Annotated in this window: 26 protein-coding genes; 11 read left to right on the top strand and 15 right to left on the bottom strand. The window is 63.1% G+C overall.

Going from position 1 to position 24,943, the window contains the following annotated elements; genetic code table 11:
- Positions 1 to 62 precede the first annotated feature (62 nt).
- The gene (locus ABWV64_RS13820; RefSeq protein ID WP_353346259.1) at positions 63 to 1,061 is read left to right on the top strand and encodes a hypothetical protein; all 999 of its coding nucleotides are present in this window, start codon (positions 63 to 65) and stop codon (positions 1,059 to 1,061) included.
- A gap of 70 nt (positions 1,062 to 1,131) precedes the next feature.
- A complete protein-coding gene (zapE, locus tag ABWV64_RS13825; RefSeq protein ID WP_353346261.1) occupies positions 1,132 to 2,193 on the top strand; it encodes a cell division protein ZapE in 1,062 nt (353 codons plus the stop codon).
- 187 nt (positions 2,194 to 2,380) lie between these two features.
- On the opposite strand, the gene ABWV64_RS13830 is transcribed toward zapE, so the two are convergent.
- The 7 genes from ABWV64_RS13830 to ABWV64_RS13860 all read right to left on the bottom strand — a co-directional run bounded on the left by ABWV64_RS13830 (position 2,381) and on the right by ABWV64_RS13860 (position 9,016).
- Complete coding sequence (locus ABWV64_RS13830) at positions 2,381 to 3,268, bottom strand: LysM peptidoglycan-binding domain-containing protein (RefSeq protein ID WP_353346262.1); 888 nt, start codon at positions 3,266 to 3,268, stop codon at positions 2,381 to 2,383.
- A 56-nt stretch (positions 3,269 to 3,324) separates the two neighbouring features.
- A complete protein-coding gene (locus ABWV64_RS13835; RefSeq protein WP_353346264.1) occupies positions 3,325 to 4,080 on the bottom strand; it encodes a rhodanese-like domain-containing protein in 756 nt (251 codons plus the stop codon).
- A gap of 206 nt (positions 4,081 to 4,286) precedes the next feature.
- Positions 4,287 to 5,588 carry a bifunctional folylpolyglutamate synthase/dihydrofolate synthase gene (locus ABWV64_RS13840; RefSeq protein ID WP_353346266.1) on the bottom strand — a complete coding sequence of 434 codons (1,302 nt, stop codon included), beginning with the start codon at positions 5,586 to 5,588 and terminating at the stop codon, positions 4,287 to 4,289.
- Positions 5,585 to 6,004 (bottom strand): hypothetical protein, encoded by a 420-nt coding sequence (locus ABWV64_RS13845; protein WP_353346268.1) that lies wholly within the window; start codon positions 6,002 to 6,004, stop codon positions 5,585 to 5,587. Before ABWV64_RS13845 ends, ABWV64_RS13840 begins: the two co-directional genes overlap by 4 nt.
- Positions 6,005 to 6,010: 6 nt before the next feature.
- Positions 6,011 to 7,003: an acetyl-CoA carboxylase, carboxyltransferase subunit beta gene (gene accD, locus ABWV64_RS13850; protein ID WP_353346270.1), complete on the bottom strand. Its 993-nt coding sequence runs from the start codon at positions 7,001 to 7,003 to the stop codon at positions 6,011 to 6,013.
- 139 nt (positions 7,004 to 7,142) lie between these two features.
- The gene (locus ABWV64_RS13855; protein ID WP_353346272.1) at positions 7,143 to 8,108 is read right to left on the bottom strand and encodes a CPBP family intramembrane glutamic endopeptidase; all 966 of its coding nucleotides are present in this window, start codon (positions 8,106 to 8,108) and stop codon (positions 7,143 to 7,145) included.
- Positions 8,105 to 9,016, bottom strand: coding sequence for a CPBP family intramembrane glutamic endopeptidase (locus tag ABWV64_RS13860; RefSeq protein WP_353346274.1), 912 nt, complete (start codon positions 9,014 to 9,016; stop codon positions 8,105 to 8,107). Before ABWV64_RS13860 ends, ABWV64_RS13855 begins: the two co-directional genes overlap by 4 nt.
- Before the next feature lie 220 nt (positions 9,017 to 9,236).
- Between ABWV64_RS13860 and ilvD the strand changes: the two genes are divergently transcribed.
- The 5 genes from ilvD to ABWV64_RS13885 all read left to right on the top strand — a co-directional run bounded on the left by ilvD (position 9,237) and on the right by ABWV64_RS13885 (position 14,487).
- The gene (gene ilvD, locus ABWV64_RS13865; protein WP_353346276.1) at positions 9,237 to 10,964 is read left to right on the top strand and encodes a dihydroxy-acid dehydratase; all 1,728 of its coding nucleotides are present in this window, start codon (positions 9,237 to 9,239) and stop codon (positions 10,962 to 10,964) included.
- Positions 10,965 to 11,079: 115 nt separating this feature from the next.
- Positions 11,080 to 11,901 carry a hypothetical protein gene (locus ABWV64_RS13870; protein WP_353346278.1) on the top strand — a complete coding sequence of 274 codons (822 nt, stop codon included), beginning with the start codon at positions 11,080 to 11,082 and terminating at the stop codon, positions 11,899 to 11,901.
- A gap of 125 nt (positions 11,902 to 12,026) precedes the next feature.
- On the top strand, positions 12,027 to 12,839 hold the full coding sequence (locus tag ABWV64_RS13875; protein WP_353346280.1) for a DUF6478 family protein: 813 nt from the start codon (positions 12,027 to 12,029) through the stop codon (positions 12,837 to 12,839).
- A gap of 62 nt (positions 12,840 to 12,901) precedes the next feature.
- The gene (locus ABWV64_RS13880; protein ID WP_353346282.1) at positions 12,902 to 13,279 is read left to right on the top strand and encodes a hypothetical protein; all 378 of its coding nucleotides are present in this window, start codon (positions 12,902 to 12,904) and stop codon (positions 13,277 to 13,279) included.
- Between the two features lie 302 nt (positions 13,280 to 13,581).
- Complete coding sequence (locus tag ABWV64_RS13885) at positions 13,582 to 14,487, top strand: LysR family transcriptional regulator (protein ID WP_353346283.1); 906 nt, start codon at positions 13,582 to 13,584, stop codon at positions 14,485 to 14,487.
- A gap of 147 nt (positions 14,488 to 14,634) precedes the next feature.
- Here the strand turns inward: ABWV64_RS13885 and ABWV64_RS13890 are convergent, their stop codons facing one another.
- Genes ABWV64_RS13890 through ABWV64_RS13905 form a run of 4 tightly spaced genes read right to left on the bottom strand, consistent with a single transcriptional unit; the run spans position 14,635 to position 17,800 of the window.
- Positions 14,635 to 15,729, bottom strand: coding sequence for an OmpA family protein (locus tag ABWV64_RS13890; protein WP_353346285.1), 1,095 nt, complete (start codon positions 15,727 to 15,729; stop codon positions 14,635 to 14,637).
- Positions 15,730 to 15,766: 37 nt separating this feature from the next.
- Positions 15,767 to 16,333 (bottom strand): peroxidase-related enzyme, encoded by a 567-nt coding sequence (locus ABWV64_RS13895; protein ID WP_353346287.1) that lies wholly within the window; start codon positions 16,331 to 16,333, stop codon positions 15,767 to 15,769.
- Position 16,334: 1 nt separating this feature from the next.
- Complete coding sequence (locus tag ABWV64_RS13900) at positions 16,335 to 17,078, bottom strand: GNAT family N-acetyltransferase (protein WP_353346289.1); 744 nt, start codon at positions 17,076 to 17,078, stop codon at positions 16,335 to 16,337.
- Positions 17,075 to 17,800 (bottom strand): competence/damage-inducible protein A, encoded by a 726-nt coding sequence (locus ABWV64_RS13905; RefSeq protein WP_353346291.1) that lies wholly within the window; start codon positions 17,798 to 17,800, stop codon positions 17,075 to 17,077. The genes ABWV64_RS13900 and ABWV64_RS13905 overlap by 4 nt, the downstream gene beginning before the upstream one ends.
- A 46-nt stretch (positions 17,801 to 17,846) precedes the next feature.
- On the opposite strand from ABWV64_RS13905, the gene sfsA reads away from it, so the two are divergent.
- The 3 genes from sfsA (at position 17,847) to ABWV64_RS13920 (ending at position 20,813) form a co-directional block, all read left to right on the top strand.
- On the top strand, positions 17,847 to 18,566 hold the full coding sequence (gene sfsA / locus ABWV64_RS13910; protein WP_353346293.1) for a DNA/RNA nuclease SfsA: 720 nt from the start codon (positions 17,847 to 17,849) through the stop codon (positions 18,564 to 18,566).
- Between the two features lie 94 nt (positions 18,567 to 18,660).
- Positions 18,661 to 19,470 carry a type I methionyl aminopeptidase gene (gene map, locus ABWV64_RS13915; protein ID WP_353346406.1) on the top strand — a complete coding sequence of 270 codons (810 nt, stop codon included), beginning with the start codon at positions 18,661 to 18,663 and terminating at the stop codon, positions 19,468 to 19,470.
- 296 nt (positions 19,471 to 19,766) lie between these two features.
- Positions 19,767 to 20,813, top strand: a complete 1,047-nt coding sequence (locus tag ABWV64_RS13920) for a TRAP transporter substrate-binding protein (protein WP_353346295.1) — start codon at positions 19,767 to 19,769, stop codon at positions 20,811 to 20,813.
- Positions 20,814 to 20,870: 57 nt separating this feature from the next.
- On the opposite strand, the gene rsmD is transcribed toward ABWV64_RS13920, so the two are convergent.
- Together rsmD and ABWV64_RS13930 are read right to left on the bottom strand one after the other, a co-directional pair.
- The gene (gene rsmD, locus ABWV64_RS13925) at positions 20,871 to 21,431 is read right to left on the bottom strand and encodes a 16S rRNA (guanine(966)-N(2))-methyltransferase RsmD (RefSeq protein ID WP_353346297.1); all 561 of its coding nucleotides are present in this window, start codon (positions 21,429 to 21,431) and stop codon (positions 20,871 to 20,873) included.
- On the bottom strand, positions 21,428 to 22,639 hold the full coding sequence (locus tag ABWV64_RS13930) for an NAD(P)/FAD-dependent oxidoreductase (protein ID WP_353346299.1): 1,212 nt from the start codon (positions 22,637 to 22,639) through the stop codon (positions 21,428 to 21,430). Before ABWV64_RS13930 ends, rsmD begins: the two co-directional genes overlap by 4 nt.
- A 96-nt stretch (positions 22,640 to 22,735) precedes the next feature.
- On the opposite strand from ABWV64_RS13930, the gene ABWV64_RS13935 reads away from it, so the two are divergent.
- On the top strand, positions 22,736 to 23,224 hold the full coding sequence (locus ABWV64_RS13935) for a peroxiredoxin (protein ID WP_353346301.1): 489 nt from the start codon (positions 22,736 to 22,738) through the stop codon (positions 23,222 to 23,224).
- 88 nt (positions 23,225 to 23,312) lie between these two features.
- Here the strand turns inward: ABWV64_RS13935 and ABWV64_RS13940 are convergent, their stop codons facing one another.
- Together ABWV64_RS13940 and ABWV64_RS13945 are read right to left on the bottom strand one after the other, a co-directional pair.
- A complete protein-coding gene (locus ABWV64_RS13940; RefSeq protein ID WP_353346303.1) occupies positions 23,313 to 23,918 on the bottom strand; it encodes a VPLPA-CTERM sorting domain-containing protein in 606 nt (201 codons plus the stop codon).
- 169 nt (positions 23,919 to 24,087) lie between these two features.
- A complete protein-coding gene (locus ABWV64_RS13945) occupies positions 24,088 to 24,942 on the bottom strand; it encodes a mechanosensitive ion channel family protein (protein WP_353346305.1) in 855 nt (284 codons plus the stop codon).
- Position 24,943 lies beyond the last annotated feature (1 nt).

The following is a 24,943-nucleotide window of genomic DNA, read 5'->3' on the forward strand; positions in this document are numbered from 1 at the left end:
CGCTTGAAGGCGCGCCGCGCCGCGCTAAGCTTTGACATGTTAGCTGCAGTGGGAGACGTCGAATGAGCCTATCAACGCGCGCCGCCACGCTCGCCGATGTCGATGCTCTCGCGGCGCTCTTGCTACGCGCGGCAAAGCAGCGCCATGCGCAGGATGCGTCCTTGTGGTCGCTGCCCGCCGATGCCAAGGAGCGGATCGCGCAAAGCATTCGCAGCTATCTCGAGGCAGAAAACCCGCCCTTCCGGCAGCAATGGTTGCTCGGGCTTGAGGGCGGCGAGATCATCGGCGCAGTGCACTCGATCCTTTTGCCGGTGCCGCCGATCTATGCGGGGGACTTCGGCCCGCCCGGTTTGATTATGGATGATTTTTATGTCCATCCGGATGCGCCCGCGGGCAGCGCTGCGCAGCTTTTTGAGGCCGCGCAGGAGGATTTGATCGCGGCAGGGGCACAGGTGCTATTGGCCGCCTGCGCGCGTGCGGGCGGGCCTCTCGATGTGATCCAAGAGGCGGGCTATGCACCTTTGACGCTGTATTTTGCCAAAACCGCTTTGTCGCGGCAGGACGGTGCGGGGCAAGAGATCCGCGATGCGGCGCCGCCCGACATTGCGGGTATCGTCGCGGCCAGCGCCGAGAACCGAAAGCTGCTCCATGATCTGAACAGCTTCTGGAAGCCGCATGCGCAGGCCGACGCGCGTTTTGGCGGCTGGATGACGCGCAGCCTCAGCTTGCCGGACCGCGATATGCGCGTCTCGTCCGAGCACGGGCAGATCAGCGGATATTGCGTCTCGCAACCAGCCACCGCCTTGCATTTCCCCAGCGCCCATAGCGTCCAAGGCATCGGTTTCATCGACGATTACTACCACAGCGATTTTGCCGATCCACAGGTTTTGGCGCAGGGCGGTGCGGGCGCGTTGGCGCTGCTGCGCGCGGGCGAAAGCGCCTTGGAAGCACGGGGAAATCACGCGGCTTTGCTGGTCTGCCCTGCGGCGTGGGCCTCGAAAATCGAGATGCTCGGCAAAGCCGGATTTGAGACCGCGTTGACGTGGTTCATCAAAGAGTAGCCGCGCGCAAGAACCCGCGCCGCGCCATCCCCTCTACACATCCGCGCCGCGCCGCGCTATGTGGCTTGCCATGAACCTGATGGACAAATACGCGGCCTTGACCGCGCAAGGCGCGCTGAAACGTGATCCCGTGCAAGAGGCGGTTTTGACCGAGCTGGAGCGCATTCGCGCTGCCTTGGCCGAGCCGCAAAAACGCGGATTGTTTCGCCGCGCGCCCGAGCCGCCCAAGGGGCTTTACCTGTGGGGCGGGGTGGGGCGCGGCAAATCCATGTTGATGGACCTCTTTGTCGATTGTCTCGACGTGCCTGCCCGCCGCGTGCATTTCCACGCCTTTATGCAAGAAATCCACACGCAGATGCATGAGGCCCGCAAAAGCGGCGTCGAGGATGCGCTTGCCCCTGTGGCGGGGTCGGTGGCCAAATCGGTGCGCGTGCTGGCCTTTGACGAGATGCAGATCAGCGACATCACCGATGCGATGATCGTCGGACGCCTGTTCGAGATGCTCTTCAAGGCCGGAGTCGTCGTGGTCACCACCTCCAACCGCGTGCCTGACGATCTCTATAAGGACGGGCTGAACCGTCAGCTTTTCTTGCCCTTCATCGACATTTTGAAGGACAAGATGGAGGTCTATGAGATGGTCTCCGCCACCGATTACCGCCAAGACCGGCTGGCCGGAAATCCGGTCTATTTCACCCCCGTCACCGCCCAGACCCGCGCCGAAATAGACGCGATCTGGCATGATCTCACCGGCGGGCGGGCCGATCCTTTGGTACTGCACGTCAAGGGCCGCGATGTGGACATTCCGGCCTTTCGCTCCGGCATCGGGCGGGCGAGCTTTTTTGATCTGTGCGGCAAGATGCTTGGCCCTGCCGATTATCTGGCCGTGGCCGAGGCCTGCCGTGTGTTGGTGCTTGAGGATATCCCCTCCCTGTCGCGCAGCAATTTCAACGAGGCCAAACGCTTTGTCACGCTGATCGATGCGCTTTACGAGGCGCGGGTGCGTCTGATCGCCTCGGCTGCCGCCGCGCCGGAAATGCTCTATATCGAGGGTGAAGGCACATTCGAATTCGAACGCACGGCAAGCCGTTTGCGCGAGATGATGAGCGCCGATTGGGCCGAGGGCGCCGCCTAGGCAGCGACGGTCAACCTCGTCACAAACCTGTCCCAAACACGAGTTAAACAAAAAGCGAGACCGTGGGGACGGTCTCGCTTTGAGATAAGATCTTGGGTGATCTTGGTGTGACCTTGGGACAGGTCGGGATCGGCCAAATGTGCCCGCATCGGCCTGTGACGCGGGGCGGATCGGCCTCTTCGCGCGATCAGATCGCGGGAATGATCAATGTCTGGCCCGCCTGAATTTTGTCGGGGCTGCTCAGGCTGTCTTTGTTGGCGGCGAAAATCCATTGATAGGCCGAGGTGCGGCCGTAATATTCATAGGCAATCGCCGCGAGGCTATCGCCGTATTTGACCGTATAGGTCACGGATTTTTCCAATTTGCGCGTGGTTGGACGGGCGTTGGGGCGCACACCGTCAGAGGCGGCGGCGGCTTCGTCCACGATGGCGGCGATCAAGGTTTTGGTGTCAACGCTGCCTTCGGGCGTCACCAGCGATTGCGGCACGGCGACAAGCCCCGCTTCGGCGGCCTCGTTGAGCAGGCTGTTGACGTATTCATCGGGGCGCCCTTCATTGATCGCCTGAACGATCAGCGAATGCAAAAGCCCCTGCATTTCCTTGGAGGTTTGCACTTCGACGTCAAACTCGGCCTTGCCAAGCTGGCGAATGGCGCCCGCCGTCATCCCGCGCAAATCGCGGCTGTCGGGGGTGTTGGGATCGGAATCGGCCAGACGGGTCGACAGGCCAAGACCGCTCAGCACGCCGCCCGCCAGTTCCTTGCGCTGCGCGTCATCGATCGCACCGGATGTCAATTCGCTCAGCGAGTTCTTATCGGCGTCCTCATCGGTCACCACATTGGGTTTGGTAAAGACGACTTTTTGCGCTGTGGGCGCGTCGGCTTCGGTTTGCACGGCGGGCTGCGCGGCCTCGGAGGGTGCCGGATCGGCGGCGATGGCGGCTGCGGCGCTCAGGGCGGTCAAATCGGTGCTGGCGCGGGTGGTCGCGGCGGTGGGGTTGCTGGTGGCAAATTCCACGAGGAAGACGCCCGCAGCGGCCAAAGCCAAGGTGCTGGTGATCATGGTCGTTCTATACATCGATCTTTCCTCTCATACGGATGGGCCCGAAGGGGGGCATAATTGCGGGTGCGGCGTCAGGGTTTGATGGTGGACAGGCCGAGCGAGCTCCACACCTGCATCCCGCCGCGATAATATTTGATCTTCTGTGCCGGATATCCGACCTTGCGCAGGGCGCGCACCGCCATCGGCGCTTGCAAGCACCACGGGCCATTGCAAAAAATAACCAATTGGCGCGCTGCCGAGAAATCCCACTTGTCGCCCTCTTTGAGCCCGCCCAAAGCCGTGACGATATCATCGCGGTAGGGGTTGCTTTCTTCGAGCGTGGTGAAGGGCACATTGACCGCGCCCGGAATGGTGCCTTGCTGGAACCAGCCGGGCAGGCGGGTGTCGAGCAGATAGCCTTCATTCTTCGCCGCAATCTCTTCGAGGAAATCCATCACTTCAAGCTCGCCGATGGTTTCGACGTCATCGGTGGCTTTCATCGGGGTGATGCAAAACGGCGGGCAGGCGCGCGAGGTCTTGGCATATTCGCCGGTCAGCTCGTGGGTCTCGTCCTGAATGCGGTCGATTGTGAAGCTGCGGCCGTTGATCGTAAAGCTGCGGTCATGGGCATCGACGGTCAGGCGCACGGCTTGGGCGCTGGCAGCGGCAGGGATCATAAAGGCGGTGAGCAGCGCGATGACCAGATAGGGTGCAAGCGCCGCCAAAGACATCGGCCGCGCGATCAGGCCCGCAGGCGGATTGGGCGCCAGATGCGCGCCGCGCGGGATGAAAAGCGGGGCGCTGCTGCCCTGCCGTTCGTATCCATCAATGCGCGCAAACCGCTCCATGTCCTATCCCCTCAACCGATAGCCGCTCCTTTGGTGCTGGCAGGCAGGAGCGATATCTAAATATCCTTCACAAGATATAGGCGAGTGGCGGCAAAACGGTCAACATGCAGTAGCTCCTCCAAGATGTAGGAGACGTCATTTTTCTGGGGATAACCTGCGTTTTTCTGAGGTTTTCAGAGCATTAACAGATGCCGTCTTTTCGGGCGTCAGCCGTTCTCGCGCAGCACCGCACCGGCCAGATAGAGCGATCCGCAGACCAAAATCCGTGCGTCGGGGCGATTCTGGGCAATCGATTCTATCGCTGCGGTAGAATCGGTTGCAATGCTGGCGGTGATACCGGCGCGGGTCGCGGCGGCGGCGGTCTCCTCGGCGCTCAAGGTCGCGGGCGCATCGGGGATCGGCACGGCGGTGAGCGAGGCCACATGCGGCGCGAGCGGGGCCATATATCCGGTGACGTCCTTGGTGTTGAGCATACCGCAAATCAAATGCGTCTCGCGCGGCGGCAAGCTCGCCAGATGCGCGGCGATGGCCTTGCCCGCAGCGGGATTGTGCCCGCCGTCAAGCCAGACCTCGGCCTCGGGCGCGGCATCGCACAAGGGGCCGTGGGAGAGCCGCTGCATCCGCGCGGGCCAGAATACATCGCGCATCGCCGCCTCGGCCACCGCGTCAAAAGAGGCCCCCGCCAGATCGTTTTGCACCATGCGCAGCGCCGCAATCGCCGCGCCCGCGTTCTCAATCTGATGCGCGCCGGGCAGGGCGGGCAGAGGCAGGTCCAAAAGCCCGCGCTCGTCTTGATAGATCAAGCGCCCGCGCTCCTCGAAAGCATGCCAATGCTGCCCGTGGGCCATCAGCGGCGCGCCGAGCTTGGCCGCGCGGGCCTCGATCACCTCCATCGCCTCCTCGGGCTGCGGGCCGACAACGCAGGGCACGCCGCGTTTGAGGATGCCCGCCTTTTCGCCCGCAATCTGCGCCAAAGTGGTGCCAAGGTATTGCTCGTGGTCGATGGAAATCGGGGTGATCACCGTCAGCGCGGGGCGGGCGACGACATTGGTCGAATCCACCCGCCCGCCAAGGCCGGTTTCGAGCAAAGTGTAATCGGCGGGGGTGCGGGCAAAGGCCAGCAGGGCGGCGCAGGTGGTGATCTCGAAAAACGTGATCTGCGCGCCGCCATTGGCCCTATCGCATTCATCGAGCAGCGCCGTCAGCGCCGCCTCGTCGATCAGATCCCCCGCCAAACGGATGCGTTCATGAAACCGCGCCAGATGCGGGCTGGTATAGGCATGGACCCGCTTGCCCGCCGCTTCCAACCCCGCGCGGATCATGGCTTGGGTCGATCCTTTGCCATTGGTCCCCGCCAGATGGATCACCGGCGGCAGCGCGTCTTGCGGATTGCCCAAGGCCTCCAAAAGCCGCCACATCCGGTCCAGCACCAGATCCATGACCTTGGGGTGCAGGGTCATCATCCGCTCCAGAATCGCGTCAGAGGGTTGCGCGGGTTCGGTCGTCATGTGGTCAATCTCCGGCTTTGCCAAAGGGCGAACAGCCCAAGGGTGACGTCATATGCGGCGCAAAACTGTGGCCACCAATGCGGCGCGCCAAAGGCCATGGACGGGCCGAACATGAGCGCCGCGTCGAAGGCTCCATGCGCAATCAGCCCAAAGGCCAACAGAGAAATGCCGCCGGAGCGGCCGCCGAGGACGCCGCGGTAGGCGCAGGCGCAAAACCCTGCCGCGATCAAAAGATGCAGCAGCAGTCCGAACAGCCCGCCATGGTCTACGGCGAAAACCGGATAAAAAGCGGCGATGGCGCACAGCAGCACAGCGATCGCCGCGCCCAAGGCGCGCCGGTCCGATGCAATGCCACTGCGCAGCAATACGGCGGATGATCCGATGCCCAGAAGCAGTCCCACAAGCGCGGCGAACACCGAAGGTTAGCTTTTGGCAGGCGCGGCGGTCGAGACGCGGGTGCCTTGCGCGGGCTTGCCTGCGTTGTCGTCGCCTTTGGTCGGGGCCGCAGGGGCAGCGGCAGCCGCCTCTTCGGTGCTCGGCGCGGGCAATTCGCCCGAAATCGCGGGCGGCAGGCCCATGAGCATGCGCAAGATGGTGACCAATTCGCCCTTCAATTCGGTGCGTTTCGTCACGCGGTCGAGCATCCCGTGATCAAGCAGGTATTCGGCGCGCTGGAAGCCTTCGGGCAGGGTCTCGCCGATGGTTTGCTCGATCACCCGCGGACCCGCAAAACAGATCAGCGCATTGGGTTCGGCGATATGCACATCGCCCAGCATCGCATAGGAGGCGGTCACGCCCCCCGTGGTCGGATGGGTCAGAACCACGATATAGGGCAGCCCCGCTTCCTTGAGCATCTGCACCGCCACTGTGGTGCGCGGCATCTGCATGAGCGACAAAATCCCCTCTTGCATCCGCGCGCCGCCCGCGGCGGAAAACAGAACCAAAGGCCGCTTGAGTTTGACCGCCTCTTCGGCGGCGGCAATGATCGCATTGCCCACATACATGCCCATCGATCCGCCCATGAACGAAAAATCCTGTGCGATGGCGATGATCGGCGTGCGGCCGATTTCGCCCGCGCCGATTAACATCGCTTCATGCTCGCCGGTGCTCTTTTGCGCGGCTTTCATCCGGTCGGGGTATTTCTTTTGATCGCGAAAATGCAGCGGATCGGCGATGGGTTCGGGCACCGCGACCTCGGCAAAGATACCGCCATCAAACAGCGCCTCGAAACGCGCGCGCGGCGTGATGTGCATATGGTGGTCGCAATTGGTGCAAACGTTCTGGTTTTCGGTCAATTCGCGGTGAAACAGCATGGTGCCGCATTCATCGCATTTGCGCCAAAGATTTTCCGGCACCTCGCGGCGCGAAAAGATCGAGTTGATCCGCGGGCGGACGTAATTGCTAATCCAGTTCATGCCGAAAGCACCCCATACTTCATACCGCGGCTGTGGCCCGTCGGGCCGCGCGAGGCAAATTGTCTCGCCTCAAATAAGCCCCCGCGCGCCGAATTGCAAACGGCGAAGCGGCGGGCGGCGGTGCAAATGCGCGCGCGGCTCACCGGCGCAAAGCCGCCCGCGCTGCGCCCCACATCAGCACGGTCATGAAAACCTCCATGCCGAGCGCGGGCGACAAAATCCAATCCGCCCCCGGCAGCATGTCGCCCATGTCCTCGCCGCCCGCATCCATGGCCTCGAACAGCATCAGGGCCAATCCCGAATCCGGCCCGCCCAATTCGCCAAAGAACAAGAATGCATAGGCGTTATTGGCCATGTGAAACCCGATGGCGGCCCCCAATGTGCCGGTGCGCGCGGTCAAATCCGACGCCGCCAGCCCGAAGAAAAACGCCCAGATCATATATTGCGCATTGCCGACGATCTCGCCGCCGCTGTCCCAATGGGCAGCGGCAAATAGCAGATTGGGCACGATCATCCATGCCAGCGGCGACGGCATGCGCGCGGCGATCTGGCTTTGCACATAGCCGCGGTAGAGAAGCTCCTCGGCCCCCGTTTGCAACAAGAGCCCCGCCAAAGAGAGCGGCAAAAGCGGCAGCCAAAGCGCCCACCGCATCTCGACCATTAACTCGAAGCTCCAATAGGGCGGCAGGCACTCGACCGCCAGAAACAACACAAGCAGCGCCGCAAACACCCGCACTCCGTGACCGGCCGCAAGGCGCAGCGGCCCGATCATGCTGAGCAGGCTTCGCCCTTGCAAAATCCGCGCGGCCCATGCCGTCCACAGCGCCAAGGCGCCAAAGCTGGTAAATTGCAAAAGCAATCCCGGCGCAGTGTTGCCCATATAAAACGCCTCGCCCAGCACCGGAAAAAACCGGTCCAGCCCCGCCTCGATCAAAGACAGGGTGAACAGATAGAGCATCTCGATCGCAAAGATCCCAAGCGCCAGACGCTCCCACTGCGGGCGCGCCAAGGCGGGCAGGACCAAGGCCTCATGCGGGCCATAGGCGCGGCGGCGCGGGCGCGTGCCCGAGGGCGGCATGTCGGAAGGGTGCAAAGGCGCGCTCACCGGCGCAGCCCCACGCGCGCCGCCAGCCATGCGACCAAAATCACCGCAAGCTCCGCGACCATCAGCGGCAAGATTTGCTCCACATCGCTCAATCGCACCGGCACATGGTAGAGCGACAGGCCCGATAGGTCCTGTTGCATCGAGGCATAGACAAGCCCCATATTATGGGTGAAATGCAGCGCGATTGCGGGGCCGAGCGAGCCGCTGCGCGCGGTCAGACCGGCGGTGATCAACCCGAAGATCGCCGCCCAAGCCACGATCAGATAGGCCCCCGCCCCCGCGGCTCCGTCATAATGCAGCGCGCCGAAGGCCAAGGACGGCAGCACCATCCAGACCCAGCGCGAGGAAAACCGCGCGGCAAGCTGGCTTTGCAAGAAGCCGCGAAAGGCGATCTCTTCGGCGCTGACCTGTATGAGCACGCCCAAGACCGCAAAGGGCAAGAGCCGCGCCCATGTGCCCAAGGGCAGATCGCTGCGCACCAATTCCATCCCCTCGGGCATCGGCATCGCCATATAGAGCAGATAGACCGGCGCCACCCAAAGCAGTGCGCGCAGCCCTTGCTCCAAGGCCTGCGGGCCGATCAAGCTGCGCGGACCGCGTGCGTGTAGCAGCTTGGCGGCGATCACCACCCCGAGGCTCATGAAGCCGAAAAAATACAGCAGGCCCAGCATCTGCGCGGCACTTGTCGCCCCCGCCTCAAGAACGAATTGCGCGCCCGCAAAGACCAAGGCCAAGCCCCAAAGGAGGCCGCCGAGCATCATCAAAGCCGTGGCCAGACCCACGCTGGCCGCCAGCCGCCAAAGCTGCGCGCGTCCATAGGCGTCGTCGCTCATGAGGGCTTGGCGCGCATAGGGCGGCGCAAAGCTGCGCGGGGTCGAGGATCGCGGCGGGGCGGGGACATTTGTCATGGGCGTCACGCTATCCAATGCCCCGACCCCTCGCAATGGTCCGCCGCGCTTTTCCGCTTTGTGCACCTAACCCCGCCACAGGCCTGCGTCCGTCCGCGCCGCGGGCGCTGCGATCTGTGCGGCGCAAACCGCTTGTGCAGGCGGGATGCGTGATTTATTCGTCTGGCAACATAAAACTTACCGGCGCCGCCATAGACCCGCGCCGCAACGGGAGGCCGACATGACCCAGTTCGACAAATCCAAATTGCCCAGCCGCCACGTCACCGAAGGGCCGGAGCGCGCGCCGCACCGCTCCTACCTCTATGCGATGGGCCTGTCGGACACGGAAATCCACCAGCCTCTGGTCGGCGTCGCCACCTGCTGGAACGAGGCCGCGCCCTGTAACATCGCGCTGAACCGCCAAGCCCAAGCCGTGAAAATGGGCGTCAAGGCGGCCGCAGGCACGCCGCGCGAGTTTACCACCATCACCGTCACCGACGGCATCGCCATGGGCCACGAGGGCATGCGCTCCTCGCTCGCCTCGCGCGAGGCCATTGCCGACACGGTGGAACTCACCATGCGCGGCCATTGCTATGACGCGATCGTCGGCCTTGCGGGCTGCGACAAATCCCTGCCCGGTATGATGATGGCGATGGTGCGTCTCAACACGCCATCGGTGTTTATCTATGGCGGCTCGATCCTTCCGGGCCGGTTGAACGGCAAGGACGTGGTTGTCCAAGACGTGTTCGAGGCCGTGGGCCAGCACCAAGCGGGCAATATGACCGATGCCGAGCTTGATATCCTCGAACGCGTGGCCTGCCCCTCGGCGGGGGCCTGCGGCGGGCAATATACCGCCAACACCATGGCCTGCGTCTCCGAAGCCATCGGCCTTGCGCTGATGAACTCCTCGGGCATGCCCGCGCCCTACGAGAGCCGCGACCAATATGGCGAAGCCTCGGGTGCGGCGGTGATGAACCTGATCGCGAAAAACATCCGCGCCCGCGATATCGTCACCAAGGAATCCTTGATCAACGCCGCGCGCGTTGTGGCCTGCACGGGCGGGTCGACCAACGCGGGCCTGCACCTGCCCGCCATCGCCCATGAGGCAGGGATCGATTTCGACCTCTTCGATGTGTGCGACATCTTCCGCGACACGCCTTACTTTGTGAACCTCAAACCAGGCGGTGAATATGTCGCCAAGGACCTGTTTGATGCGGGCGGCGTGCCTGTGGTCATTAAGGAGCTGGACAAAGCGGGGCTTATCTACCGCGATTGCATCACCGCATCGGGCGAATCCATCGGCGATGAAATCGACAAAATTACCCGCGAAATCGACGGCAAGGTGATCCATTCGGTCGCCGCGCCCTTGTCGAAAACCGGCGGCGTTGTCGGCCTCAAGGGCAACCTCGCCCCCGAAGGCGCGATCGTCAAAGTCGCGGGCATGGAAGCCCAGCACCAGCGTTTCGTCGGTCCCGCCCGCGTGTTCGAATGCGAAGAGGACGCCTTTGAAGCGGTGCAAAAGCGCGAATATAAAGAGGGCGAAGTCCTTGTGATCCGCAACGAGGGCCCCGCTGGCGGTCCGGGCATGCGCGAAATGCTCGCCACCACGGCGGCGCTGTCGGGGCAGGGCATGGGCAAGAAAGTCGCGCTCATCACCGATGGCCGTTTTTCGGGCGCAACCCGCGGCTTCTGCGTCGGCCACGTCGGCCCCGAGGCCGCCCATTGCGGCCCCATCGCGCTTATCAAGGATGGCGACATTATCACGCTTGATGCGATCAAAGGCGAGATCAGCGTCGATCTGACGGACGAAGAGCTTGAAGCGCGCAAAGCCGATTGGAAAGGCCCGCGCGAGACGATCTACACCTCCGGCGCTTTGCAAAAATATGCCGCTTTGGTCGGCTCGACCCGTCTGGGCGCGGTCACGCACCCCGGTGCCAAGGCCGAGCGCCACATCTATATGGATCTGTAAGCGCGCGATGCGTCGGATGTTGGGGCGGCTCGCCCCGCACACTTCGCAGACAACAAAAAGGCGCCCCGCAGGTCGCGGGCGCCTTCTTTGCGTTGCGGCGGGCTTGGCGCTCGCCATGCCGCTGTCGGGCTGCATCTCGCCCTTGGCCGGCGGGGCAGGCGGCGGCGTCAGCTTTGCCAGCCGCAGCGGCGACGACGCCTTTGATGCGCCCGCGCGCAAGGTGCGCGCCCGCGCCGACATCGTGCGCGGCGCGGTGGTGGTGCAGGGGCCAAAGGGCTATTGCATCGATGCCAAAAGCCTGACCTCGGGCGGGATCTCGGGCGGCTTTGCCTTGCTGGCCTCTTGCGAAAGCCTCTTGGGGCGGCCTGCCGAGTGGCCGGTTCTGCCCGCCGTGATGACGGTTACGGTCCTGCCCTATTCGCTCATACCCGTGCAGCCGCGCGCCCATGAAATGGCCGCCGCGCTTGCGCCGCACCGCGCGCTTGACCAGATCAACGGCGACGGATTGACCATCGTGCATCTGGCCACGGGCGGCGAAGGCCTCTCGCCCAAGGTCGATCCCAAACATTGGCGCGGGGCGATGGTGATCAACGGGCATATGATCGGCCTTGCGGTCTATGCGCCCAAGGGCAGCGATCTTTCGGGCAAGGATGGGCTGGACCTGCTCGGCAAGCTGGCCGAAACCCTGCGCGAGGCCAGCCCCGTTAAATCCGCCGCCGCCGTGCAGCGCGCGAAACCGCCTCTGCCTGCCGCCGCTGCGCCAACACCCGTGGCCGCGCAGCCCAAGCCCGAAACCACGGCCTCCGGCGTCCGGCGCCCGCCCCAATATCCTGCGGCCATGCAAACCACGCGCCCCGCCGCCGCGCAAAGCGGGACGGCAGATACACAGCCACGGGCAAAACGCATCAAAAAGCTGTTTCCGCGTTTGTTTCAATGACCTACTTTCGTTAATACGGAAACAGTCGGTAGGATTCTCGAAACAATATGCGGGTAAATCGGACCCGCAGGCTGCTCCAGTGGCGGGCCGCAGCGATCCGGCGCAGGGCAATGAGGCAAGGGGCGATGAGCAAAAGCAAGGATAACAGCGGAGCGTCAGGCGTGCTGGATGCGGGCAGCCTGTCCTTGCTCGACCGGCTGACCCACCGCCGCGCGTTGCGCCGTTGGGCGCGCTTTGCCCAAAACGCCGATACCGCCCCCTTGCACCGCCTGCGCGCACAGCGCGCCCGCGCCCGCGCGCTCAAGATCCACCTCGACAAATTGATCCACGTCGCCGAAAGCCGCCTCGCCTTGCCGATGATCGGCTCCAGCGCCTTTCAAAAGCCCCATGATGCCGATTGGTCATGGCGCCCCGAACTGTGGCGCGGCCCGCTTGCCTCGCCCGGCATGTCCTCGGTCCAAAGCAAATCCATGCTGGGCGAGGAGGTCACGCTGTTCCATGATTGCGCGCTGTCCGAACTGACCCTGCGCCAGATGCGCAACCGCCGCGAGGAAGATCTCGCACCCTTCGGCTTGCGCATGGATGTTTTCAGCTTCGACGGCTCGTTCCTGTCGTTGGTCGTCGATCTGCCCGAAGCGGCCACGACCGGATTGCAAAAGCGCCATCTGGTGCGCCTTGATGTGATCGTCGAGATGGAAAAGCCGCTCGAGATTTTCGCTCGCCTCAACATCAAGAACGGCCCCAACACCGAACAGATGGTGCGCGAACTGGAGGTGGTGGACAAACATGCCACCGTCGAATTCGACCTCGCCTACACCCACCTCAATGAAAAGCGGATCGAGCGGGCTTGGGTTGATTTGATCTTCGAAGGGCCGGAAATGAACCAAGTCGTGCTGCGCGATGTGACCTTCTCGCGCCGCCCGCGCGCCGAACTTTGACCGCCCGCCGCACGCCGGCCCGTTACCATTGCCCGCCCAAGACCGCTTGAAGGAGCCCCGCGATGACCTCTTTGACCCTCACCAAAACCCGCCTCTTCGAGGGCAAATGGGAAGGCATCATCACCACCGCAGGCGGCGAGAACCACCAACCCAAAATCGACGTGACCCATCTGGGCGAATCTTTGGCGGGGGTGACCTTGACCGAAGACCGCGACAAGGGTGAATGGCAATTGGTCATCCCGCTGCCGGTCAAATCCATCGGCGAGGGCGCGCATGTCTTCTTGATCCATGACGCGGAAACCGGCGAAACCCTCGAAAGCTTCTCGGTCATCGCGGGCGAGGCGATTGCCGACGACCTGCGCGCCGAGGTCGAATTGCTGCGCGAAGAGCTCGACATGCTCAAACGCGCCTTCCGGCGTCATTGCCTCGAAACAATGTAACGCCCCGCCCGCGCCCTGAGGCCGCGCCCCGCCGCCGTGCCCGGAGGCCCCGTTTTGCAGGTTCTCTAAATATCCCCGCCGGAGGCATCCTGCCCGAAAAAACGGGCGCCATGGCGACCAATTGCGCGCCGCGCCCGCGCCAAGCGCCTTGTCCATCGCACCCCGCGAAACATCTGTTTCCCTGTTTCCGTGCCATCAACGATCCGTGACAAAACCCCGATATTGTCCGCATCGCGCCCCAGTTGCGCCCCATTGTGCCGTCATATCTGCTCCAACAGATAAAAACGCAGAGGTAACGGGTAATGGATCGTTTGACGGAAATGGAAGCCTTCGCCACGGTTGTGGACCAAGGGGGCTTTACAGATGCCGCAAAGAAGATGGGGATTTCGAAATCCGCTGTCTCTAAACACGTCTCGTCGCTCGAAGCGCGCCTCGGGGCGCGTCTTTTGAACCGCACCACACGGCGCGTCTCGCCGACCGAAATCGGTCTGGCCTATTATGACCGCGCCCGCCGTGTTCTCAATGACGCCGGCGAGGCCGATGCGCTGGTCTCCTCGATGCAAAGCGACCCGTCGGGCCTTTTGCGCATCTCGGTGGCGACGGATTTCGGCGTCAATCATCTCTCGCCGGTTCTGGGCGAGTTTCTGGGCGATTTCCCCGATATCACCGTCAATATGGTGCTCAACAACCGCTATGTGGAATTGATCTCCGAAGGTTTCGATATGGCGATCCGCATTGGCGAGCTTGAAGACAGCACGCTGCGCGCCCGCAAATTGACCGAGACCACCAAACGCATGATCGCCAGCCCCGAATATCTGGCGCGCCATGGCCGTCCGCTCAAGATCGACGATCTCAACGAGCACAAGCTGTTGCATTACTCGAACCAATCGGCGGGCAATGTGTGGAAGCTGACCGCGCCCTCGGGCGAGAAGCGTCAGGTGCGCACCTCCGGCGGGCTGAGCGTCAATGACGGGCAATCGCTGCTCAATGCCGCGATCTCCGGCCTTGGCATCGCCTATCTGCCCAGCTTCCTCTACGCCGATGCGCTCGAAAAGGGCCTTGTCGAGGATGCGATGCCCGAGCTTCCGATGGAAACCCAAGGCATCTATGCGGTCTATCCCCCCGGGCGTTTCACACAGCCCAAGGTCCGCGCCTTTATCGATTTTCTGGTCCATGCCTTTGCCGACAAAGGCCCGACCGACTGGTAACACCAGACCCCGAGTTTCTTCCCCCCGGCCCAAGAGGCCACACCTCGCCCGGCATTTCGATGCCGGGCTTTTTTTCTGTGTTTTTCGTGCTGCGCGATATCTGCCGCGCCGGTTGCTGCGCCGCACGTCTTTGCGCCGCGCGCGGGCCTATTCGGTGTTGAGCAAGACCACTTCGACGCGGCGGTTGGCCTCGCGGCCCGCGGCGGTCAGATTCGCGGTGCGCGGCGACAGATAGCCCATGCCCTCGCCCTCCAACTGCCCGCGCGGCACGCCATAGGCGCTCACCAACCGTTCCACCACCGCGCCCGCGCGCCGTTTCGACAGGGCGATATTGCCCTCAAGGCTGCCGACCGTATCGGTATGACCGACCAAGGCCACTTTGAGCTTGGCATCCGACAAAAGCATGCCGGCCAGTGCTGCGAGCGAGGCAAAAGGCCCTTCGCCCAAGGTGGCCGATCCGGTCTCGAAGTTCAGATCATCCAAGATCACATGGCCCGCATGGCGCAGCGCCTCGGGCAGGGGCATATCGGCGGCAAGGGGCGCGCTCGCACCCTGCGCGCGCAGCGGCGTTGCGGCGGGGGCGTCCAATGTCACCGAGGCGCGGGCGGCGGCGGATTTGGCCGCTTTGCTGCCCACGGGGGCGATATGCACCATCTGAACATAGCCCGAAGCCCCCGCTCGGCTGACCAGCAGGACGACCACCTCGGTTTGCTCCACGGGCGCAGGGCTGGTCGCGGTTTCGGTGCCCGCGGGCACCGCCGGATCGCCTTGAGCCTCGCTTGCGGGCGGCGCATCGGCAGCGGCCGCCGGATCAGTGCGGCCCTGCGGCGGGATCGGGCGGGCAAAGGCGGCGTAGCGGTAATCGAACAGGTCCACGAACATATCGGGCGGGGCGATCACATCGAGGGCAAAGCGGAAATCATATCCGCCGCATTCCTGCGCGAAACAGCGGTGCAGCGCGGTAAATCCTTCGGCCTCCAGCTGTTCGGCCAAAGGCGCCATCAGTTGCAGCGTCTCCAGCCCCTCCGAGCGCACCCGCCATGCGGTCCGGCTGACGCGCCCCTCGGCGCGCTGCAACGGCACCAGATCGCCCGATTGATTGGCGCTCGCATAGGCATAGCTCGCCGGTGCGACGGTGTCGTGATAGGTCTCGCGCGCGTTGCTGGGCAGCGACAACTCAAAGGTCGCGGCCCGCTGCGCCGCCCCCATCGAGGCGGCAAAGGCCGCCGCCAGAAAAATCACAAATGAGCACTGATATCGCAAAACCCGCCCGATCTTTTTAGCGCGCCTGCGCGTGATAGGCATCATTGGGATGCATCGCCGTGGCCGAAGCCACGCGGTTCGACATGTTGAAAAACGCCGCCACATTGGCGATGTCCCATATGTCGCGGTCGGTAAAGCCGACATTGCGCAGGGCTTGGCGGTGAGGCTCTTCGATGGTGGCGCTGGCTTCGGTGATCTGCACCGCGAAATCAAGCATCGCCCGTTGCCGCGCATCCAGATCCGCGACGCGGTAATTCATCATCAATTTCTCGCCCAGCATCGGATCGCCCGACAATTGCCGCACCGCCGCGCCATGGGCGGTTAGGCAATAGAAACATTTGTTCACCGCCGAAACCACCACGGCGATCATCTCGCGCTCCAGCTTGCTCAGCGCGCTATCGCCCAGCATCAGGTCGTTATAAAGCGCGGTAAAGGCATTGAGCTTGTCGATGTCAAACGCATGGGCCTTGAGCACATTGGGCACCATGCCAAGCTTCTCGTCGCAGATGTCGAAATATTTTTGCGTCGCGGGCGGCAAGGGATCGACCATCGGCAGGTCGAGCGCGGTCGGCTCTTTGGGCATGTTATTCTCCTCCCTCAAGACTGCGGTAGTGATACTCTCCCACGGGCACCATCCCGATGGAAGAGTAGAGCCCGTTGGCGGCGGTGTTGTCTTTCACGCACAACAGCGCCATTTCCGTCGCCCCGTGCTCGCGCGCCCAGATCGCGGCGCGGCGCATGGCGTAGCGGCCCCAACCTTGGCGGCGCTGCTCGGGCAGGACCTCCATCGCGTGCACCATGGCAATGCCGTCATGGATCGCCACAAAGGCCGTGCCCGCAGGATGGTCCTTCATGCGGCCAAGGATCGAGGTTTTCGGCGCGCCCGCGCGCTCCATAATCGCCATACGCGCAGGGCCGATTCCCCCCGCCGCCCAGATATCGCGCTGGATCGCCAAAGGCCCCCAAATGCAAAAGGTCGAAACCTTGGGCGGCGGATCACCGACCAGGGCGTCGATCGGCGCGCCATAGAGCACCACCGGATCAATCACCCGATAGCCGCGCGCGGCCAGCGCGCTGTCGAGCGCCGTATCGCCCCCGCGGATCATGAAGAGCGGCGTTTGGTCCATCGCGCGCTGCGCCGCTTCGACGGCGTCAATATCGGCAGGATCGAACTGCGCGCCGGTTTGCGAGGCGGCGCTGACGCGTTTGCCGCCCGAGGCGCCGTCCGCGTCGCGCCCGTCGCGCACCAAAAAGCCGCCGATCTGTTGGGTGTTTGATGCTGGCCAAGTGGCGTCAATCACATCGAAATAGCGTGGCTGGGTCGTCATGCGGGGAAGGCCTCGCTCAATTCGATCATCGCCGCATCAATGCGCGCACCGTCATGGCCGCGGATCACGATATTCGCGCCGAACACCCCGTCTTTGACATAGGGGTAGGAGCCGATGGACAGATCGCCGTATTTCTCGGCCAGATCGCCGAGCGGCCCCGCGATTTCGCCCTCGCCGCGCTCGATCCGCAGGCTTTGGCTCAACAGCGGCGCGCCGCCCGTCAGGGTGGGCAGAACGCTGGCCACCATCGCCTCGAACACCGCAGGCACCCCCGCCATGACATGCACGTTGCGGATCGTGAACCCCGGCGCGATGCTGACCGGATTGTCGATCAGCGCCGCGCCGTCGGGGATGCGCGCCATGCGCAGGCGCGCCTCATTGATCTGCCCGCCGCTGCGTTTGTAATGCGCCTCCAAAAGCGCGCGCGCGTCATCGCGCACCGAAATGGGCGTGTCGAATGCAGCGGCCACGGCTTCGGCGGTGATGTCGTCATGAGTCGGGCCGATGCCGCCCGAGGTGAACAGGTTGTCATGGGCCGCGCTCAGCGCTTGCACCGCGCCGATGATCGCTGCGCGATCATCGGACACCACCCGCACCTCGCGCAAATCAATGCCCGCGCGGGTCAATTCGCCCGCCAGATGGTGCATATTGGAATCGCGCGTGCGCCCCGACAGGATTTCATCCCCGATCACAAGCATGGCGGCACTGGGGTTTGCGGGCATCGGCACTCTCCTTGAAACGTCTCCCGCACAGGTATAGGCCTGCCCCATGCGCTTTCAAACCCCTCTTGAGCCTGCCGTGCTGATCCGCCGCTACAAACGGTTTCTGGCCGATATCCGCCTGCAGGACGGGACCGAGGCCGTGGCCCATTGCGCGAACCCCGGATCGATGATGGGGCTGGCCGAGGCGGGGATGCGCATCTGGGTCGAGCGCAACGATGATCCCAAGAAAAAGCTGCGCTACGGCTGGCGGCTTGTGGACCACGGGGGCGGGCAGTTCACGGGCGTCGATACATCCGTGCCCAACCGCGCCCTGCGCGAGGCGTTGATGGCGCGGCAATTGGCGCCGTTCGCGTCGTTTGACGAGATATTGCCCGAACAAAAATACGGGCAAAACAGCCGCATTGATTTCCTGTTGCGCAAGGCGGGCGAGGCCGATCTTTATCTGGAGGTGAAATCCGTGACGCTGTCGCGGCAGCAAGGATTGGCGGAATTTCCCGACAGCGTGACCAAACGCGGCGCAAAACACCTTGAGGAGCTATGCGAGATGCGCCGCCAAGGCCACCGCGCCGCGATGCTTTATCTGGTGCAGCGCACCGATTGCACCCGCACGGGTTTGGCCGCCGATATCGACCCCGCCTATGCCGCCGCCTATGCGCGCGCCCGCGCGGCTGGGGTCGAGGCCTATGCCTATACCTGCAACATCACGCCGCAAGAGATCACCATCGGCGCGCCGCTGCCCGCGCCTGCGCCGGCGCGCGGCGCATGAATTGCCGCGCGCCTCTGGCCCTTCGCGCAAAACCGTCCTAAATAGAGGCCAAACGGGCCAAAGCGCCCAGCGATATGATGTGAGCGAGACACCTATGGGCGAAGAGCACCGCGGCCGCATGACCAAAGACGGCATCCGCATCCATGAAGAGGCGGATTTCGCCGGAATGCATCTGGCCGGAAAACTGGCCGCGACGATCCTCGACGAGATCGCCGAACATGTCTTTCCTGGTCAAACCACGGCAGAAATCGACCGTTTGATCGAGGAAAAGGTCAATGCGGCGGGGGCGAAATCGGCCACCATCGGCTATCGCGGCTATAAACATGCCTCGTGTATTTCGGTGAACCATGTCGTGTGCCACGGCATCCCGAGCGACAAGACCCTCAAAGACGGTGATATTTTGAACATCGACGTGACGGTGATCGTGGATGGATGGTATGGCGATACTAGCCGCATGTATGTGGCGGGTAAATTGGGCCGCAAGGCCGAGCGGCTGATCGAGGTGACCCATGATGCCTTGATGCGCGGCATCGAGGTGGTCCGCCCAGGTGCGACCTTCGGCGATATCGGCCATGCGATCCAAAGCTATGTGGAAAGCCACCGCATGTCGGTGGTGCGCGATTTTTGCGGTCACGGGCTGGGCCGCGTGTTCCATTCGCCGCCCAATGTCTTGCATTACGGGCGCGCGGGGACGGGGCCGGTTCTGGAAGAGGGGATGTTTTTTACCATCGAGCCGATGGTCAATCTGGGCCGCCCCGAGACCAAGGTTCTGGCCGATGACTGGACCGCCGTGACGCGCGACAAATCGCTTTCGGCGCAATTCGAGCATTCAATCGGGGTAACCACCGACGGGTTCGAGATTTTCACCCTGTCCCCCGCCGGAACTTTTCACCCCACATACTAATCACAACAGCACTGGTTAAATTACCGATGCACTGGTGAACCACCCGATAGGGCTACAGGAAATTTGTTACGATTTTGTGTGTCTGCGCGGCAGGGGAAAGCGCTTTTGCAATTCCCCTCTGATCGGGTTTTGCGCGTCTTTGCTGTTTTTTATCAAATGGTTAAATGCGTTTGATGCGCTTTTTGGCTCTTGATCGGGCCTTGTGGCTGGGCAATACCCTTCCCATCTTGATCCCGCTGCACCGCCGCATGGCAGTTGCAGCGATTCCAATGGATACCTCAAAAGGAGGCCAGCCTATGACCTTGATGAAATCCGCAGCCCTCGCAGCCCTTTTGGGCCTGACCGCCACCGCGTCCTTTGCGCAAGAGGTCACGCTTCGCTTTCAACATTTCGTCTCGCCCAATTCGGCGAACCCGAAATATTTCATCGAGCCTTGGGCCAAAAAGGTCGAAGCTGACAGCAATGGCCGCCTCAAGATCGAGATCGTGCCCTTCATGCAATTGGGCGGCAAAGCGCCCGAGCAATATGACTATATCCGCGACGGTGTGATCGACGGCGGTTGGGTTATTCCGGGTTATCAGCCGGGGCGTTTTCCCGAAGCCGAGGCGATGGAAATGCCCTTCATGACCACCAAAAGCGCCGAGGAAGCCTCGATCGCGGCGTGGGAATTCACGCAAAAGCACCTTGCCGATGATTTCGCCGATGTGCATGTGATCGCCGCCCATATGCACGGTCCGGGGATCGTGCACAAACGCGGCGCCGAGATCGACGCCATCGAGGATTTCGGCGGGCTCAAACTGCGCGGCCCGTCGCGCGCGGCAACGATGCTGCTCGACAAATTGGGCGCGACGCCCATCGGCATGCCGGTGCCGGCTTTCCCCGAAGCGCTCTCCAAAGGCGTGGTGGACGGCGGCGTGATCACATGGGAAATGGCCCCCTCGCTCAAGCTGGACGATCTGGCCGACAGCCACACCGATGTCGCGGGCGACAAGGCGCTGTATAACCTGTTTTTCATCTGGGCGATGAACAAAGAGGTCTATGAGGGGCTGCCCGATGATTTGAAGGCGGTGATCGATGCCAACTCGGGCGAGATGGCATCGGCTTGGGCGGGGCGCGCCCATGACACCGGCGACAAGGACGGCCGCGCCGCGATGGAAGCGGCGGGCAACACGCTTGCGGTGATCAGCCCCGAGCAGACCGCGCGGATGCAGGCGCTGGGCGAAGAGGTGGTCGCCGACTGGATCGTTGAAGCGGGCAAAAAGGGCCTCGACGGGCAGTTTTTGATCGACGATGCCCGCGCCATGGTCGCCAAATCTGCGGGCACCATCCGTCCGCTGAACTAAGCCGCGCCCGCCGCGCGATTGAGGGCCGCTTCCCGCGCGGGAGGCGGCCTTTCTGCGTCAGGCCTTTTCGAGCAGGGAAATCACCGTGCCGCCATATTTGCGCGCATCCAGAACCTGCCAGCCTTCGGGCGCGGTGATGGCTGCGCTTTCCTCCCACACGATCAAGGCCTGATCGTCGATCCACCCGCCCGCCAATGCAGCGCGCAGCGCGGCCTCGCCCATCTGTTTGCCGTAGGGCGGATCGAGAAACACCAAATCAAACGGCGCGCCCTCATGGGCGGGCAATTTGCGCGCATCGCGGCGGTAAACCTGACAGGCCGCCTTGGCCTCGCAAAGCGCGATATTTTGCGTGAGGATTTTTTGCGCCACGCGCCCGTCCTCGACAAAACAGACCTGCGCCGCCCCGCGCGAAAGCGCCTCCAGCCCCAAAGCGCCGGTGCCCGCAAAGATATCGAGCACCCGCGCCCCGCCGATGGGATCGCCGAACCGCCCGCCGCCGAGCACGTTGAACAGGCTCTCGCGCACGCGGTCCGTAGTCGGGCGCAGATGCGCGCCCGCATCGCCCTTGCCGACCGAGGCCAAGGCGCGGCCTTTGAATGCCCCCGCGATGATCCTCATTTCAAAAGGCTCTTGAGATCGGTGTCCGGCGCATCGATGAGCGCCGGATCGGGGGATTTGCCCGCGTCGATCAACCGCTTGCCGACCATATAGGCGCGCGGATCATTGGCCGCATCAACCGCCAGCAACCTGTCCGCGCGGTAATACCAAAAGGACAACGCGCCCTCCTTGTCGCCCCTGCGCGTGATCACGCGGTCATAGCCGCTGTTCAGCCCCGCAATTTGCAATTTCACGTCATATTGGTCGGACCAGAACCACGGCACGGGCACATAGGGCTGGTCCGCGCCCATCATGTTTTGCGCCACGCATTCGGCCATATCAATGGCATTGGGCACCGATTCAAGGCGTAGCACAGCGCCCTCATGCGCGAAGCTGGCGCAATCGCCCGCGGCCCAGATCGACGGATCGCAGGTTTGCCCCAAGGAATTGACCTTTATGCCGTTCTCAATCTCGATCCCCGCGGCCTCGGCCAAATCCGTGCAGGGGCGGATGCCGACGCCGACCACGGCAAAATCAATCTCCAGCGCGCTGCCATCGCTCAGCTCGGCGCCGCTGACATGACCCGCTCCGGAGAGCCGCGTCAGCCCCGTGCCCTCGCGGATATCGACCCCATGCGCGCCATGCAGGGCGCGAAAATAGGCCGAGGTCTCAGCGCAGGCGACGCGCTGCAAAATCCGCTCGGCCATCTCGACCAGAACCACCTTGAGCCCGCGCTGCGCCGCGACCGCTGCGGCCTCCAGCCCGATATAGCCGCCGCCCACGATCAGCACCCTTTTGCCCGCGGTGAAATAGGGCGCCATCGCATCGACATCGCGCAGATCGCGCACCGTGAACACCCCCGCCAGATCGCCGCCGATAGAGGCGGGCAGGCGGATCGGATCGGAGCCGGTGGTCAGCGCCAGTTGGTCATAGTCGAGCCTCTCGCCGTCCGCCAAACTCACGTATTTGTCTTGCGGGTGGATCGCCGCGACCGCGCAGCCCTTGCGCAGGGTGATGTCTTGATCGGCGTAAAAGCTCTCGGGGCGCAGGAACAAGCGCTCTTTGTCCATCTCGCCGAGCAGGTATTTTTTCGACAAAGGCGGGCGTTGGTAGGGCGGCGCATCCTCGGCCCCGAGCAGCGTGATCCGCCCGTCAAACCCCAAACCGCGCAGCTTTGCGCTCAGCGATGCCCCCGCTTGGCCCGCTCCGATCACGACAATATGGCTCATCGCGCCGTCCTCTCACATGATTTATCTGGCCCGCGCTCGCGGCGCACCTATATTGAGGCTCAAGACGTAACACACTCACAGACAGGATAAAGACGAATGACACTGAAGGTTGGAGACAAATTGCCCGATGCGACGCTTGTGGGCATGAGCGCCGAGGGCCCTGCGCCCGTGGCGTTGAGCGATAAACTGGGCGGGCGCAAAGTGGTGATCTTCGCCGTTCCGGGCGCCTATACCGGCGTGTGCAGCACGGCCCATGTGCCCAGCTTTATCCGCACCAAGGGCGATTTCGATGCCAAGGGCGTGGACGAGATCATCTGCATCTCGGTCAACGATCCCTTTGTTATGGGCGCATGGGGCAAGGATACCGGCGCGACCGAGGCGGGGTTGACCATGCTGGGCGATCCGCAAAGCGAGTTCACCAAAGCCGTGGGCATGGATTTCACCGCCCCCCCCGCAGGGTTGATCGCGCGCTCCAAACGCTATGCGATGCTGGTCGAGGACGGGGTGGTGACGGTGCTCAATGCCGAAGAAAACCCCGGAATGTGCGAAGTCTCGGCGGGCGAGGGGCTTTTGGCCTCGATCTGAGCCGCGCGGCCGTGATGCAAAAGGGCGCCCCTTGTGAAATGGGGGCGCCCTTTTTTGCGTTTTGCGCGCAGCAGCGCGCGGGCGCGGCTTAGACGGCGGCGCTCTTCTTGCGGCGCAGCATGCCCAAACCGCCCAAACCGCCAAGCAGCAAGGCCAAACCGGCGGGCAGCGGAACGGCGGCAGGTGTGTTGCCCTCCAAGGTCAGTTGATAGGCCGAATTGGGCGCGGTTTGCCCCGAGGCTGCGCCAACAACGATGGTATAGATGCCGGTTTGCGCCAGCGAGAAGCCCGACAAGAGCGGATCGCCAAAGGGGCCGGCGTGGGAAATCTGATCATCCGCGAAGGCCAGAAAGCTCATCGTGTCAAAATCGCTGCCGTAGAACGCATGGCCCGCCGTCAGACTTTCATCCGCCGAGGTGGTGCCGAAATACAGCCCGAAGCTGTGATCGAAATTGACGTCGACACGCGTGCCGGTGATGGTGATGCTATCGCCTGCGGTCCCCGAGAAGGACCAAAAATCCAAGGTTCCGGGGGTTCCTTCGCCGCAGATCCCGCAAACCGACCCGTCGACCGTCCCCGAAACCGTGGTGCCCGGCGCGATGGAGCCTTCATAGACGATCGGCGCGGCCATTGCAGCCGAGGCGGTCAAAAGGCCTGCTGTTGCGGCGTAAGAAAGTGTTTTCAAAATAGTCATCTGTATCCCTCGTTTTAAGCCCGCCCCCAACTAGGGGGCAGTTGCGGGACCGTATCACACATTAACGCTACGTTAGCGAAAGATTGCGCACCAATGCGTTTCGCTGGGCGCGACAATCTGGGCGGGGCCGCGATTCTCGCGCCCGCGCCGCCTCGCGCCGCAGCGGCGCTTATCCGTCCGTTTGCGCCGCTTGGTAAAAGGTCCGCGTCGGGAAGGGGATATCGATCCCGCCCGCGTCAAAGGCCTCTTTGATGGCGCGGGTCATATCGGCGCGGAAGGCAAAATAATCGGAGGCGTCACACCACACACGCACCAGAAAATCGACCGAACTGTCGCCCAGATTGGTCACCTGCACAAAGGGTTCGGGATCGCTCAGCGCGCGCGGATCGGAGAGGATCGTGGCGCGGATGATGTCGTCGGCATCCTTGAGGTTGGCGCCATATCCGACGCCAAAGGTCCATTCGGCGCGGCGGGTGTTGTTGCTCGAATAATTCGAGATCACATCGCCCCAGACCTGCGAATTGGGAATGATCACCTGCACATTGCTGGTATCGGCCAGTTCGGTGAAATTGAGCGAGATGTCCTTGACGGTGCCGGTCTTGCCCGCGACCTCGACGAAATCGCCGATCTTGATCGGGCGGAACAGGATGATCATCACCCCCGCCGCCACATTCGACAACGTCCCTTGCAACGCCAATCCGATGGCCAGCCCCGCCGCACCGATGACCGCCACAATCGACGTGGTTTGAATGCCAAAGGTGTTGAGAACGAACAAGACCGCAAAGGCGAGGATCGTATAGCGCGCGATATTGCCCAAAAACGCAAAGAGCGTGCTGTCGAGCCGCGCATAGGTCTCGCCCATTTTGACCAGCCGCCGCCGCGCCCATCCGGCCACGACAAACCCCAACAGCAAGATCACCAGCGCCGAGAGCACCGATCCCGCCATCGAGGCCAGAAATTCGAGGGTCAAAACATCGGCAATCGAAGTGCCGTTATAGATTTCGGTCGTCAGTAGCTCTTGCATG

Source organism: Litorivita sp. NS0012-18 (assembly GCF_040371945.1).
Classification (GTDB): domain Bacteria; phylum Pseudomonadota; class Alphaproteobacteria; order Rhodobacterales; family Rhodobacteraceae; genus Litorivita.

Coding starts and splice junctions, on each gene's coding strand:
- ABWV64_RS13820 (WP_353346259.1), top strand. CDS start 63: ATGAGCCTATCAACGCGCGCCGCCACGCTCGCCGATGTCGATGCTCTC.
- zapE (WP_353346261.1), top strand. CDS start 1,132: ATGAACCTGATGGACAAATACGCGGCCTTGACCGCGCAAGGCGCGCTG.
- ABWV64_RS13830 (WP_353346262.1), bottom strand. CDS start 3,268: ATGTATAGAACGACCATGATCACCAGCACCTTGGCTTTGGCCGCTGCG.
- ABWV64_RS13835 (WP_353346264.1), bottom strand. CDS start 4,080: ATGGAGCGGTTTGCGCGCATTGATGGATACGAACGGCAGGGCAGCAGC.
- ABWV64_RS13840 (WP_353346266.1), bottom strand. CDS start 5,588: ATGACGACCGAACCCGCGCAACCCTCTGACGCGATTCTGGAGCGGATG.
- accD (WP_353346270.1), bottom strand. CDS start 7,003: ATGAACTGGATTAGCAATTACGTCCGCCCGCGGATCAACTCGATCTTT.
- ABWV64_RS13860 (WP_353346274.1), bottom strand. CDS start 9,016: ATGACAAATGTCCCCGCCCCGCCGCGATCCTCGACCCCGCGCAGCTTT.
- ilvD (WP_353346276.1), top strand. CDS start 9,237: ATGACCCAGTTCGACAAATCCAAATTGCCCAGCCGCCACGTCACCGAA.
- ABWV64_RS13870 (WP_353346278.1), top strand. CDS start 11,080: ATGCCGCTGTCGGGCTGCATCTCGCCCTTGGCCGGCGGGGCAGGCGGC.
- ABWV64_RS13875 (WP_353346280.1), top strand. CDS start 12,027: ATGAGCAAAAGCAAGGATAACAGCGGAGCGTCAGGCGTGCTGGATGCG.
- ABWV64_RS13880 (WP_353346282.1), top strand. CDS start 12,902: ATGACCTCTTTGACCCTCACCAAAACCCGCCTCTTCGAGGGCAAATGG.
- ABWV64_RS13885 (WP_353346283.1), top strand. CDS start 13,582: ATGGATCGTTTGACGGAAATGGAAGCCTTCGCCACGGTTGTGGACCAA.
- ABWV64_RS13895 (WP_353346287.1), bottom strand. CDS start 16,333: ATGCCCAAAGAGCCGACCGCGCTCGACCTGCCGATGGTCGATCCCTTG.
- ABWV64_RS13900 (WP_353346289.1), bottom strand. CDS start 17,078: ATGACGACCCAGCCACGCTATTTCGATGTGATTGACGCCACTTGGCCA.
- ABWV64_RS13905 (WP_353346291.1), bottom strand. CDS start 17,800: ATGCCCGCAAACCCCAGTGCCGCCATGCTTGTGATCGGGGATGAAATC.
- sfsA (WP_353346293.1), top strand. CDS start 17,847: ATGCGCTTTCAAACCCCTCTTGAGCCTGCCGTGCTGATCCGCCGCTAC.
- map (WP_353346406.1), top strand. CDS start 18,661: ATGGGCGAAGAGCACCGCGGCCGCATGACCAAAGACGGCATCCGCATC.
- ABWV64_RS13920 (WP_353346295.1), top strand. CDS start 19,767: ATGACCTTGATGAAATCCGCAGCCCTCGCAGCCCTTTTGGGCCTGACC.
- rsmD (WP_353346297.1), bottom strand. CDS start 21,431: ATGAGGATCATCGCGGGGGCATTCAAAGGCCGCGCCTTGGCCTCGGTC.
- ABWV64_RS13930 (WP_353346299.1), bottom strand. CDS start 22,639: ATGAGCCATATTGTCGTGATCGGAGCGGGCCAAGCGGGGGCATCGCTG.
- ABWV64_RS13935 (WP_353346301.1), top strand. CDS start 22,736: ATGACACTGAAGGTTGGAGACAAATTGCCCGATGCGACGCTTGTGGGC.
- ABWV64_RS13940 (WP_353346303.1), bottom strand. CDS start 23,918: ATGACTATTTTGAAAACACTTTCTTACGCCGCAACAGCAGGCCTTTTG.
- ABWV64_RS13945 (WP_353346305.1), bottom strand. CDS start 24,942: ATGCAAGAGCTACTGACGACCGAAATCTATAACGGCACTTCGATTGCC.